We start from the raw sequence: 12,215 nt of genomic DNA on the forward strand, positions 1-12,215 counted from the left end.
TCATTGCTCTTTTGCTAAGATAATTATAGCCACATATAGCGATCGCTAATTGTTTCTGTACAACAACAATAGGCTGTAGCGCACGCACTACAGCCTATTGGGAAAATCAGCGCATCGCGCTATTTACCGAGCTATTTCCTATTTCGATTCAGTAAAGTCAGCATCGATGACATCATCATCACCACTTGCGGCATCACGAGTGCTATCTTCAGGAGCCGCACCACCTTGAGCCGCTTCTGCACCACCCTGTTGATAGACGGAGGCACTAAGGGCGTAGAGGGCTTGCTTGAGTTCTTCGGCTTGAGCAGTGATCGCTTCGTGGTCATCCTTAGCGATCGATTCACGGAGGGTCTTGACCAAGCCTTCAATCTTAGTCTTGTCAGCTTCAGGAACCTTGTCTCCGAGATCCTTGATTTGCTTCTCCGCTTGGTATGCCAAGGAGTCAGCTTGGTTTTTCGCTTCGATGCGATCGCGTTTCTCCTTATCAGCCGATGCATTACGCTCAGCTTCATTAACCATGCGCTCCACTTCATCCTTAGGCAAGGTGGAAGCACCAGAGATGGAGATGGTTTGGACTTTGCCAGTCCCCTTGTCCTTAGCGGTTACAGACAGCAAACCGTTTGCGTCAATGTCGAAAATAACTTCGATTTGAGGTACGCCACGAGGAGCAGGAGGGATGCCATCAAGACGGAAGGTTCCCAAGCTCTTGTTGTCGTTGGACATTTCCCGCTCACCTTGGAGAACGTGAATTTCGACATTGCTTTGTCCATCAACGGCTGTGGAGAAGACTTCAGATTTTTTGGTAGGAACGGTGGTGTTTCTAGGGATAATCTTGGTCATCACACCGCCCAAGGTTTCGACACCAAGGGAGAGGGGGGTAACGTCAAGCAAGAGAATGTCCTTAACTTCACCAGCTAATACACCCGCTTGCACGGCTGCACCGATCGCGACAACTTCATCGGGGTTAACGCTTTGGTTAGGCTCCTTGCCCAAAATCTTTTTAACGACTTCTTGTACCGCAGGAATACGGGTGGAACCACCAACCAGAACGACTTCATCGATCTTGGACTTGTCAACCTTAGCATCACGGATCGCTTGCTCGACAGGAATACGGCAGCGATCGATTAGGTCAGAGCAAAGCTCTTCAAACTTGGCACGGGTCAAGGTGGTGTCTAAGTGCTTAGGACCATCTTGAGTGGCGGTGATGAAGGGCAGATTGATTTCCGTTTGCGTGACGCTAGAAAGCTCGATCTTGGCTTTTTCGGCAGCTTCGGTCAAACGTTGCAGAGCTTGCTTGTCCTTGCGGAGATCAATGCCTTCTGCGGATTGAAACTGATTAGCAAGGAAATCCACGATCTTCTTATCGAAGTCGTCCCCACCGAGGTGAGTGTCGCCACTAGTGGACATTACTTCAAATACGCCATCGCCCACCTCAAGGATCGATACGTCAAACGTACCGCCGCCCAAGTCAAATACAAGGATGGTTTCGTTGGTTTTGCTATCTAAGCCGTAAGCCAATGCCGCCGCCGTAGGCTCGTTGATAATGCGGAGAACTTCTACGCCTGCAATTTTGCCTGCATCCTTGGTGGCTTGACGCTGAGAGTCATTGAAATATGCAGGAACGGTAATTACGGCTTGGGTAACGGTTTCGCCGAGATACTTGCTAGCATCATCGACTAACTTACGCAAAACCTGCGAAGAAATTTCTTCAGGGGCAAATTGCTTACCTGCTGCGGGAGCATCAATTTTGACGTTTTCGCCCACTTTCATGACTTTGTAAGCGACTTGCTTGGATTCGCCACTAACTTCGTCATAACGGCGACCGATAAAGCGCTTTACTGAGTAAAAAGTATTGTCAGTATTCATCACGGCTTGACGCTTGGCAATTTGTCCAACCAAGCGATCGCCATTTTTGGCATAAGCCACAACTGAAGGTGTGGTACGGAAGCCTTCGGCGTTTGCAATCACCGTTGGCTTGCCCCCTTCCATGACGGCGACGACTGAGTTTGTCGTACCTAAGTCGATTCCAACTACTTTAGCCATAAGGCTTCCCAACTCCTAAGTTTTGTTAATCTTTAATCTCATACAAGATTAACTACTTTTCCCGATTAGCACATCAGGGGGACTCTACCTAATTCTGTAGTGTTTACCGTACATAGTATCCCCAAAGAGGATTGCGGCGCTTCGCGCCGCAATCCTCTTTAGAATTTCTGGCTAAAATTATAGATAAGCCGCGCATATTTTGGGGAAAGCGATCGCCTTGCTGCAATTGCTTTCCCTGATGTAATGTTTGCAGTGACTGATATATTGGGTTAAAGATTACATTGGGCTAAAAATCATGGTAATTGCTGCACCCATAATCACCCCAGTTAACCCGATCTCATATCCTTCTAGTGATGGTGAGCCTGTGGCAGAGACTTACGACCATTTCTATGCGATCGCTGTACTTTTGGAAATGTTACAGCAGTACTTAGCAGGCAAACAAGCAACAGTATTGGGCAATCAATTTTTGTACTATGCTCAAGGATTGCCCAGAATGCGCGTAGCCCCTGACGTAATGGTAATTTTTGATGTGCCTCCTGGTGGACGCGACAATTATAAAATTTGGGAAGAGGGGCAAGTGCCAGCAGCCGTATTTGAAATTACTTCCAAAAGCACACAGATTACTGACACTGGCTTTAAGCGTGATCTCTATGCCCAAATGGGTGTACAGGAATATTGGCTATTTGACCCCAAAAATGAATGGCTAGATCAGCAATTGCAAGGTTATCGTCTCCAGGGCGAAACATACGAGCCGATTGAGGATGGAAACAGTCTTGTACTGGGCTTGCGATTATCCATTGAAAATAAAAAGATTGCCCTGCATCGTCTAGACAATGGCGAAAAGCTACCCTTCCCTGCGGAACTTGCGGAACAGGTAAATCAAGAGCGACAAGCCAAATTAGAGGCAGAGCAAGCTAGGCAAGAAATTGAAGCACTGCTACAACGTTATCGCGATCGCTATGGAGACTTAGAAGCATGAATAACCCAGTGGAAACAGACGAAACTAGCCTAAGCGTACCGATGATTGAGGCTCAAAATATTCAAAAATGGTATGGCAGCTTTCATGTGCTTAAGGGCGTAAGTTTGACCGTGCAGCGTGGTGAAGTGGTGGTGATCATGGGACCATCGGGTTCTGGCAAATCTACGCTTGCGCGAACTTTTAACGCCCTTGAAGAATATCAAGAGGGCAAGATTAACATCGATGGCTTTGAGCTATCCCCTGACAACCATCGCAATATTGATGCAATTAGGCGCGAAGTGGGGATGGTGTTTCAGCAATTTAATCTGTTTCCCCATCTCACGGTTATGCAAAATATCACCCTTGCACCGCTTTGGGTGCGGAAATGGGATAAAACCAAAGCCTCAGAGGTGGCGATGCAGCTATTAGAGCGGGTGGGAATCGCCCAGCAAGCTCACAAATATCCTTTGCAGTTGTCAGGCGGTCAGCAGCAAAGGGTGGCGATCGCCAGAGCATTGGCAATGCAACCGAAGATCATGCTATTTGATGAGCCGACATCCTCCCTTGATCCTGAAATGGTGCGTGAAGTATTGGATGTGATGCGATCGCTGGCAGATTCTGGCATGACGATGGTGGTTGTCACCCATGAGGTGGGCTTTGCCCGTGAGGTCGCCGATCGCATAGTGTTTATGGATGGCGGTTTGATCGTGGAGGAAGCTGAGCCTGAAACATTTTTCCAACATCCCCAAGAAGAGCGCACGAAGAAATTCCTATCGCAAATTCTTTAGACTAAGATAATTGCAGCATCATAGGGTTAAGTCATGACAGATAGATTATCTAACACATTAACGGGTAGCAAGGCGATCGTCACAGGGGCGAGTAGTGGTATTGGCAAAGAAGTGGCGCTGAAGCTATTGCAAGCAGGCGCACAGGTGAGCCTGATCAGTCGGCATCCCGATCGCCTACTTGATGAGCTTGCCGACCATAGCCAAGTTAAGGGATATGCCATAGACCTTGGCGCGATCGCTACGGTGTCAACACAGGTACAGGCGATCGTTCAAGATATGGGTGGTGTGGATATTCTCATTAATAATGCGGGGATGGCTTACATTGGCGAATTGATTGATATGCCCTTGATGGAGTGGCAAAAATTATTTGATCTGAATGTTACTAGTGTTTGGCAATGTTTACAGGCGGTACTGCCAACGATGCGATCGCAAAAAAGCGGCACAGTCATCAATGTCGGATCGATCGCCTCAAAGCAGGGTTTTCCCAATTGGGGGGCTTATTGCGCCAGTAAGTTTGCATTGTTGGGCTTGACTCAGGCGATCGCCGCCGAAGAGCAACCACATGGCATCAAAATCATGTCCATTTGCCCTGGTTCAGTGGATACCCAACTTTGGGATACCCTCGGCGACAAAGTGCCTGCAAACTTTAACCGCGCAGCGATGCTACGCCCTGCCACTGTTGCCGATGCCATTATGTCTTTAGTTTTATTGCCTAGCGATGCGATCGTCAATGATTTTGTAATCATGCCTAGTGCGGGATTGTTTTAAAGGTTTTGAGTCTCCATCCCATCACAAGCCATTGCCACTCAATACCATCTGCTTAGCGATTTGAATTTGATCGGTACTAAATCCAGCTTCATTGAGAAAGTTTAAAAACTCAGCATTGTTATAGCGACCATCAATACTAATTGCCTGTTGCCAAGTTTGCTTTGCACTAGAGCGATCGCCTGAAGACCATTGAGCGATCGCTTTGGCAATAAAGGGATGGGGATTATTCGGTTCTAACTGCATTGCCTGACTTGCATAGGCGATCGCTAGATCATATTGCTGCAAGCGTTGGTAAGCAAGACTGAGATTATAGTAAGCAATCTCATTGTCAGGCTTCAGCATTGCCGCCCAACTATGCAAAAGCACCGACTGCGGCAAATCTCCCCGCACTAAATAAACAATGCCGATCGCATTAAATACTGGTGTGGCGGTGGGCGATCGGTAAGCAGCTTCCCAGAGGGAAAGGGCGGCGGCTTCGGGTTGCTTGGCGAGGTGCTGTGTCCAGCCCAGAATAATCCTGCCATCTAAGTTATTCGGGTCGAGGCTAACGGATTTTTCGAGGGCAGCGATCGCCTCATCAAACCTTTGTTGCTGCCGATAGCTTAGCCCTTGCTGACGATATTGATCGGCGGCGCGTTGATCCACTTTGGGCGTAACCTTGGGCGTAACTTTGGGCGTAGCCTTGGTGGTATTGTCGGCGGCGATCGTAGGGATCTCCATCAGTAGGACTGACATTAATAACAATGCTAACTTGATGGGCTTTGCCATAGCGAGTTTTAAGTATGTGAGCATTGGGGATTCGTAACGCATAGATTGCTTAGCTAGAGGCAAAGTGATATTGTGTAAATATTCGTTCAGTAAGTAGTAATCGAGAGGGATTTGTTTGACTCAGTCAATTAATCTACCCAAGTTTGACGACTTTTTGCAGGAGCTGGCGACAATTCAGCAACAAGGCTCCAAGCGAATTGCGTTTTTAGGTTCCCGCCATGTGCCATTAACCCACCAACTGCTGATCGAACTGCTCAGCTATGCCTTGGCGCTATCGGGCAATAGCATCATCACCTCTGGCGCGACAGGGACAAATTTTGCCGCCATTCGTGGAGCTTTACGCGCTGATCCTAACCTTTTGACCGTGATTTTGCCACAGAGCTTAGATAGACAGCCCTATGAGTCACGCGAGCAACTAGAAAATGTGATTCATTTGATCGAGCATAGTGAAAATGATGATTTGTCCCTAGCGGAGGCAAGTATGCGCTGCAATCAAGAAATTATTTCTAAGTGCCAGCAACTAATTTGCTTTGCCTTTCATGGCAGTGAGACATTGCTGCAAACCTGCAAAGATGCCGAAGAACAGCGTAAGGTTGTCACCTTATTTTATTTTGATTAGTCAGTCAAAACAGAGCGTTGTCGCAATGCCGCAATTCCCTATTTTCAAATTTAGTAGCAAAAAATTATTATGAGCAAGATTATTAAAGGTAAGGTTTTTGTATTGGATGACAATATTGACACCGATCAAATTATTCCTGCGGAATATTTGACCCTTGTGCCATCGAAACCTGAAGAATACGAAAAATTGGGTAGCTATGCCTTAATTGGTTTGCCCGATCGCTACGATCGCTTTATTCCTGAAAATGAAAGCAAGACCATTTACTCGATCATCGTGGCGGGAGAAAATTTTGGTTGTGGCTCTTCGCGAGAACACGCACCGATCGCCCTTGGCGCAGCAGGGTTAGAGGCAGTTGTTGCTCAGTCCTATGCCCGCATTTTCTTCCGTAACTGTACCGCCACGGGTGAGCTATATCCTTGGGAATCAGAGGAGCGTTTGGTGGAGCGTTTTGCCACGGGGGAGGAAGCAACTATTGATTTTGACAATAATGTGATTATTAATGAAACCACTGGCGCAAGGTTTGAGCTAAAGTCTCTCGGTGATGTCCGTCCTGTCATTGATGCAGGTGGCTTGTTTGACTATGCACGCCAGACAGGGATGATTCCTGTTAAGGCTTAAGGATGCTAAAAATATGACCTATCACATTCGCATCCGCGATCGCCAAGCTGACAAAATCTATGAAGCCGATATCGAAGGCGATCGCTATATTTTAGAATCCCTTGAGCTTCAGGGCGTAGATTTACCCTTTGCCTGTCGCAATGGCGCTTGTACTGCCTGTGCGATGCGGGTTAATTCGGGTAAGCTCGATCAGCATGAGGTGATGGGTTTGTCTAAGTCTTTGCAGCAGGAAGGCTATGCTTTGATCTGTTCGAGCTATGCCCTATCGGATTTAGACTTGGAAACTCAAGATGAAGATGAGGTTTATCAGTTACAATTTGGACAATTTTTTGCCAAGCGCAAACGTCATTGGTTCCAATTTGCGTTTCCTATCGATCATGATTAATAGCAAGTAAAGGCAGCGCTTCGCGCTGTCTACCTTTACTTATCTCTGCATATTTAGGATTATCTCCATGGGTGCTGTTACTGGGCAGAAGCGAGCAAGATCGAAACCTGCAATTAATTCTTGGGGTTTAATTTTGATATTGGTGATAGTCTTAACGATCGCCAATATTGTGATGATGATGACGCAGCCCATTGATCGGATCAATGGTGAACTATGGCTCGTCAATCGGGTGGTGAGTGGTCAAACCGTTGAAGCATCTTTAGTGAGTAACCCGAATACCACGGTGCAGCGTATTCGTCTCTTGGGAATGAGTGCGCCCCTCAAAGAGCAAGCCCCTTGGGGCGATCGCGCCCGACAGCGTTTATCAGATCTCATAAAAGAACAGAAGGTGATTTTAGAATTTGATGTGGAGCGCAAAGACAAATCTGATCGCCTCCTAGCCTATATCTGGAAAGATAATCTCTTAGTCAATCAGTATCTCGTATCCGAAGGCTTGGCGATCGCCGATCCCTATCCCCTAAATTCTAAATATGATGCGCGACTCAGCCGCGCCCAATCTAAGGCAAGGTTGCAGGAGCTAGGCATTTGGGACACCCAAAACCCACTCAGGCTCAGCCCTAGAGATTTTCGCCGTCAGTTAACTAATTGATGTAATTGCTTGGTAATTGCTTAGTAATTGCTTAGTAATTGCTTAGTAACTGCATCCCCCATGCACATATGCCCACCGCAGGTTTAATCATCATTTTAGGCGCAACCGCTACAGGCAAAACCAGTCTAGCGATCGCCCTTGCCCAGCACCTCCAAGCCCCCATTTTGAGCGCCGATTCGCGGCAGGTTTACCGCGATCTGGATATTGGCACTGCCAAGCCATCTCTAGCAGAGCGTCAGGGCGTTCCCCATTACCTCATAGATATTATTGATCCAGACCAAACCCTCACCCTTGCTGACTATCAAGATCAAGCTCAGGCGCTAATTGCCAAGTTTCATAGTGATGGCGTTACGCCCATTCTCGTCGGTGGTTCGGGGCTGTACATCAAGGCGATCGCCTCTGGATTGCAGATTCCCCGTGTGCCGCCACAGCCAGACCTGCGATCGCAACTAGAGGAGCTAGGACAAAATTATTGCTATCAACTTTTGCAACAGGTCGATCCCATGGGGGCTGTAAAAATTCATCGCAATGATCAAATTAGAACCATGCGATCGCTAGAGGTGTTTTATGTAACGGGAACCCCCCTCTCCGCCCAACAATCAGAACATCCGCCCAACTATCCCATTGTGCAGATCGGTCTGGAATGTGCGGATCTAGATGCTTATCGGCAACTGGTCAGCGATCGCACTGAACAAATGCTCAATCAAGGCTGGCTAGATGAAATTCGGGACTTGCAAAATCGCTATGGTGCAGATTTACCCCTCTTAAAAACCCTTGGCTATGGCGAAATGAGCGATTATCTTGCCAATAAGATTGATTTAGCCACTGCCAAAGAATTAACCATTACCCATACCTGCCAATTTGCCAAGCGGCAGCGCACATGGTTTCGTGGCTCTGGCAATGGCAATTTGCCAATTCATTGGCTACCCACTGGCAGCAGTTGGCAGCAGGTTTTGGCATTTACCAAATCCTTGGGCGTAAATCATTAGTGATTCTTGCTACATCCCTTTGCCACTAGCCAATAGGTCCGCATTTGTCCTTTACCCTTAACCTCGATCGCCCCGCGTTCTTCTAAGACAAATTGCTGTTTGAGCAGTTCGTAGGTGGCGGCAGTTACTTGAATTTTGCCCACCTCGCTATGGGATTCCATGCGACTAGCGATATTGACCGTATCGCCCCACAGATCATAGATAAACTTCTGCGTACCGATTACCCCTGCAATCACGGCTCCTGTATGGATGCCAACGCGAATTTGCAATTTGCGTCCCGTTAGCTCCCGCAATTCCTGCACCTTCTGCACCATGTCTAGTGCCATCAGCGCGATCGCTACTGCATGATTATCCGTTGGTACAGGAATACCACCCGCCACCATGTAGGCATCACCGATGGTTTTAATCTTTTCTAAGCCATAGGTTTCGCAGAGGGTATCAAAATTGGAAAAGATAGAATTCAGTAAATCCACTAATTCTTGGGGAGCCATCTCTGAGGACATATTGGTAAATCCCACAATATCGGCAAATAGGACGGTCACGGATTCGTAGCTGTCGGCAATGATGCCATCCACCTGTTTGAGGCGATCGGCGATCGCTTTCGGTAAGATATTGAGCAGTAAGCGTTCAGATTTCTCCTGTTCCGCCTGAAGCGCTTCCTCTGCCAATTTGCGTTCTGTAATATCATCCAGCACACCCAAAATGCCGATGGTTTTACCTTCACCATCAATGATTGGCAACTTGCTAGCATCTAGCCAAATAGAATGCCCTGAGCGATCGGGATTGAGTTTGCGCTGGATCACATGGAGTTCAGGCTGATTTGATGACATAATCTGGAGATCATGATGGCGGAAGATATCGGCTAAATGGGCATCTTTGATCAAGTCATAATCAGTTTTGCCAATGACACTTTCAGGGCTTTCTAGCTGAGCAGATGCTGCCCAGTTTTTATTGCAGCCACGAAATACCAAATTTGTATCTTTCCAAAAGATTTGCTGCGGAATGCTATCAATGATTAGACGCAGATAGGTTTTTTGTTCTTCTAAACCTTGTTCGGCCTGAATCCGCGCTGTGATATCTTGAAAACTCCATACCCGCCCAATGATTTGAGCATCTAGTTTTTGGGGACAGGAATAGCGCTCGATCACGCGACCATCGGCGAGTTCTAGTAAATCATAGCTTTCTTGATCAGGGTGGCTAATGATGCCCTGCGATCGCGTCATAAACTGCTCATGGCTAATCATTTGCGTAGATAGAAATTCTAGTCGCAGCAAACAATCGGGCTGAACTAAAATCTCTGGCGACAGCGCAAACATATCCACAAAGCGCTGATTGTAACTGGTAATCTTTCCTGCTTGATTGACAGCCACCACTCCATCGGCGATCGCTTCAAAGGTAGCCTTTTGCAAACTCAAAAATTCCGCTAATTCGGCTGTGCGCTGTTCTACTCTAATTTCCAATTCATCTTTGCTCTGGGCAAGGGCTTGAAAGGAGATCTGCAACTGTTGCGCCATTTGGTTAAAGGATTCTGCTAAAATCGATAGCTCACGCACATTCGCAGTTTCAATTGGACGATAGGGTCGCCCCGTTGCCAAATCTGCCGAAGCGGAGAGATTCGCTAACATATGGGAAGCTTCAATCAACTTCTCCACAGGCTTAGCAATCCATTTTGATGTATAGAAGCCAGTCACACTCGCACATACTAACGCCAGAATACATAGCACAATCGTGTTGCGGGTATTGATATCAATGCGATCGCGAAGATCTTGCTCTGGTACGACAACAATCAACAACCAATCTAACCCCTCATCGGTCTGAAGCCTTGTGATTTGAATATATTGAGTTTCTCCTTGCCACTGCAATTGGATTTGTTGGTGAGCGGCGAGATTTTGCCATTGCGGATAGCGCTGTTGCAGAGTGACGAAGATATTTTGCAACAATGGATGATGGCTCTGACTTGCTTCTAGCCGTTGTGGTGTGTTTAGAATCTGGGCGTTTAGCATAGGTGTGGAAGCAGCAACAATTGTGCCAGACCTTTCTAAGATAAATGCCTGTCCTGTTTTGGCAATCTTTAAGGATGTGAGAAACTCGCCAATTTGGGTAAGCGGTAAATCGATCGCTAATACTCCGCGCAACTGTCCATCATTGCCATAAATCGGCAAAGAAGCCGTAACCCCCAAAACTTGAAGTGCCACAAATCGATAGATCGGACTCCATGTTACGCGCCGTTTTTGCATCGCGGTTTGATACCAAGGTCGTAGGCGTGAGTCATAGTCGTTAGTGGCTATTTTTTGATTGGATCTTCCTTCCCGATTGAGTTCATAGATGACTTTTTGGGATGGTGAAATTTTGTTGGCTAATGTCTCAAGACTTAATGGTGTGAATCGATCTAAAACAGAGAGGTGAAAAAACAAGTTGCCATCAGCGCGGCGTTCTACACCCACAAAATCCCCTTTAGGATTAGCAGCATAGAAGAAATAAAGATTTTGCGCCTGCTGCATTTGTTGCCAGATCAAGCGTGCCGCATTGCCAAAATCTTGGATATCAAACTCTTGATTTCCCAAGCTTACTGAAGCTTCTGGCGCAAGCTTGGACAGATCCAAAATTCCCACTTGGGCGCTCACGCCATGCGTCTGCAAAATCTTTAAGGGAATGCCAAAATAACCACGCACATGGGTTTCGATCGCATTGCTAACTTCTTGCCCAATCTTGGGTGCGAGTTCCTGTGTTGCTTCCCGCCCATTCTGAATCGATAGCCAGCCCGTAATGCCCACAGCCGCAATGACTTGGGTGACAAAGGGAACAATTAACAATATCTTGAGAGATAGTTGGCGATCGCGCTGCAATGGAGGGGATGGGGGCAAAGACATATGGGATTGCGGGGCAAAATGTGCTATCTGCTGACAATAATATGTGTGATATGTTGCCTATGATAGTTGCATTAACCCCAAAAGGTAAAAACTTACGCCGATTGGCTCAGTCCAACCTGTAATATCTCCGCCATCTGACTTCCATATTGCCCAATATTTCATATTACGGTGCGGTGTAATAATCGCGAATTTCGATTGACTCGGTTGGAATGTCGGGAAGTGCTGCTTTATGCCATTCAAAAATGCAAAGATAAATATGGATTTAAACTCTATGCCCTCTGCATCATGAGTAACCATATTCATTATTTATTGGAACCATTGCAGCCAGAGGATTTACCAAAAATTATGCACTGGTTGAATTGGTATACAGCGATGTGTTTTAACCGCATGATGAATCGCACTGGACATTTTTGGGAGAAGCGATATCACAGTACGGGCAAGGAAAAAGTAAAAAGGCAAAAGGTAAAAATTTGTAATTTGTAATTTGTAATTTGTAGGGGTAGAGCATTTGCGCCACCATCTCGCAACTCTCCACTAAAATCTCGATCCGCAAATGCTCTACCCTCTTCGCTGTTACCGATAATTCATGACTGCGGTTTGGGGATTGTCGTTGAATATTAGAGATTTTTGGCGGTTTGGGGATTGTTGATGAATGTTCGAGGTTTAGGGCAGTTTGGAATTTTCGATGATTTGCGAAGGTTTAGGGCAGAGCATTCCCAATTTGAGATGGTTGCAGAATTTATAGATTGTGGTGGGAATG

At 46.7% G+C, this 12,215-nt stretch carries 11 protein-coding genes and 1 pseudogene; 9 read left to right on the plus strand and 3 right to left on the minus strand.

Annotation, left to right across the window (positions count from 1 at the left end; genetic code table 11):
- Positions 1–138: 138 nt before the first annotated feature.
- Positions 139–2,043, minus strand: coding sequence for a molecular chaperone DnaK (gene dnaK / locus H6F44_RS14330; protein WP_190351708.1), 1,905 nt, complete (start codon positions 2,041–2,043; stop codon positions 139–141).
- Positions 2,044–2,338: 295 nt separating this feature from the next.
- Here dnaK and H6F44_RS14335 point away from each other — a divergent pair, with 295 nt between their 5' ends.
- From H6F44_RS14335 to H6F44_RS14345, 3 genes are read left to right on the plus strand one after another with little or no spacing between them, the layout of a single operon-like run.
- A complete protein-coding gene (locus tag H6F44_RS14335) occupies positions 2,339–3,022 on the plus strand; it encodes a Uma2 family endonuclease (protein ID WP_190351709.1) in 684 nt (227 codons plus the stop codon).
- A complete protein-coding gene (locus H6F44_RS14340; protein ID WP_322096231.1) occupies positions 3,019–3,789 on the plus strand; it encodes an amino acid ABC transporter ATP-binding protein in 771 nt (256 codons plus the stop codon). The genes H6F44_RS14335 and H6F44_RS14340 overlap by 4 nt, the downstream gene beginning before the upstream one ends.
- Before the next feature lie 33 nt (positions 3,790–3,822).
- Positions 3,823–4,557, plus strand: a complete 735-nt coding sequence (locus H6F44_RS14345) for an SDR family oxidoreductase (RefSeq protein ID WP_190351710.1) — start codon at positions 3,823–3,825, stop codon at positions 4,555–4,557.
- A gap of 21 nt (positions 4,558–4,578) precedes the next feature.
- Here the strand turns inward: H6F44_RS14345 and H6F44_RS14350 are convergent, their stop codons facing one another.
- The gene (locus tag H6F44_RS14350; RefSeq protein WP_242016581.1) at positions 4,579–5,349 is read right to left on the minus strand and encodes a tetratricopeptide repeat protein; all 771 of its coding nucleotides are present in this window, start codon (positions 5,347–5,349) and stop codon (positions 4,579–4,581) included.
- Positions 5,350–5,440: 91 nt separating this feature from the next.
- Here H6F44_RS14350 and H6F44_RS14355 point away from each other — a divergent pair, with 91 nt between their 5' ends.
- The 5 genes from H6F44_RS14355 (at position 5,441) to miaA (ending at position 8,585) form a co-directional block, all read left to right on the plus strand.
- Entirely contained in the window at positions 5,441–5,944 is a 504-nt protein-coding gene (locus tag H6F44_RS14355; protein WP_190351711.1) for a DNA recombination-mediator protein A, read from the plus strand.
- A gap of 69 nt (positions 5,945–6,013) precedes the next feature.
- On the plus strand, positions 6,014–6,562 hold the full coding sequence (locus H6F44_RS14360) for a LeuD/DmdB family oxidoreductase small subunit (RefSeq protein WP_190351712.1): 549 nt from the start codon (positions 6,014–6,016) through the stop codon (positions 6,560–6,562).
- Positions 6,563–6,575: 13 nt separating this feature from the next.
- Positions 6,576–6,947: a 2Fe-2S iron-sulfur cluster-binding protein gene (locus tag H6F44_RS14365; protein ID WP_190351713.1), complete on the plus strand. Its 372-nt coding sequence runs from the start codon at positions 6,576–6,578 to the stop codon at positions 6,945–6,947.
- A 67-nt stretch (positions 6,948–7,014) separates the two neighbouring features.
- Complete coding sequence (locus tag H6F44_RS14370; RefSeq protein ID WP_190351714.1) at positions 7,015–7,596, plus strand: thermonuclease family protein; 582 nt, start codon at positions 7,015–7,017, stop codon at positions 7,594–7,596.
- A gap of 68 nt (positions 7,597–7,664) precedes the next feature.
- Positions 7,665–8,585, plus strand: coding sequence for a tRNA (adenosine(37)-N6)-dimethylallyltransferase MiaA (gene miaA, locus H6F44_RS14375; protein ID WP_190351715.1), 921 nt, complete (start codon positions 7,665–7,667; stop codon positions 8,583–8,585).
- Here the strand turns inward: miaA and H6F44_RS14380 are convergent.
- Positions 8,582–11,455, minus strand: coding sequence for an adenylate/guanylate cyclase domain-containing protein (locus tag H6F44_RS14380; protein WP_206754467.1), 2,874 nt, complete (start codon positions 11,453–11,455; stop codon positions 8,582–8,584). The genes miaA and H6F44_RS14380 overlap by 4 nt on opposite strands.
- Positions 11,456–11,608: 153 nt before the next feature.
- Between H6F44_RS14380 and H6F44_RS14385 the strand changes: the two are divergent.
- Positions 11,609–11,917: pseudogene (locus H6F44_RS14385) on the plus strand (transposase); the annotation flags it as partial.
- Positions 11,918–12,215 lie beyond the last annotated feature (298 nt).

It is taken from the genome of Pseudanabaena cinerea FACHB-1277 (assembly GCF_014696345.1).
Taxonomy (GTDB): domain Bacteria; phylum Cyanobacteriota; class Cyanobacteriia; order Pseudanabaenales; family Pseudanabaenaceae; genus Pseudanabaena; species Pseudanabaena cinerea.

Coding starts and splice junctions, on each gene's coding strand:
- dnaK (WP_190351708.1), bottom strand. CDS start 2,043: ATGGCTAAAGTAGTTGGAATCGACTTAGGTACGACAAACTCAGTCGTC.
- H6F44_RS14335 (WP_190351709.1), top strand. CDS start 2,339: ATGGTAATTGCTGCACCCATAATCACCCCAGTTAACCCGATCTCATAT.
- H6F44_RS14340 (WP_322096231.1), top strand. CDS start 3,019: ATGAATAACCCAGTGGAAACAGACGAAACTAGCCTAAGCGTACCGATG.
- H6F44_RS14345 (WP_190351710.1), top strand. CDS start 3,823: ATGACAGATAGATTATCTAACACATTAACGGGTAGCAAGGCGATCGTC.
- H6F44_RS14350 (WP_242016581.1), bottom strand. CDS start 5,349: ATGCTCACATACTTAAAACTCGCTATGGCAAAGCCCATCAAGTTAGCA.
- H6F44_RS14360 (WP_190351712.1), top strand. CDS start 6,014: ATGAGCAAGATTATTAAAGGTAAGGTTTTTGTATTGGATGACAATATT.
- H6F44_RS14365 (WP_190351713.1), top strand. CDS start 6,576: ATGACCTATCACATTCGCATCCGCGATCGCCAAGCTGACAAAATCTAT.
- H6F44_RS14370 (WP_190351714.1), top strand. CDS start 7,015: ATGGGTGCTGTTACTGGGCAGAAGCGAGCAAGATCGAAACCTGCAATT.
- miaA (WP_190351715.1), top strand. CDS start 7,665: ATGCCCACCGCAGGTTTAATCATCATTTTAGGCGCAACCGCTACAGGC.
- H6F44_RS14380 (WP_206754467.1), bottom strand. CDS start 11,455: ATGTCTTTGCCCCCATCCCCTCCATTGCAGCGCGATCGCCAACTATCT.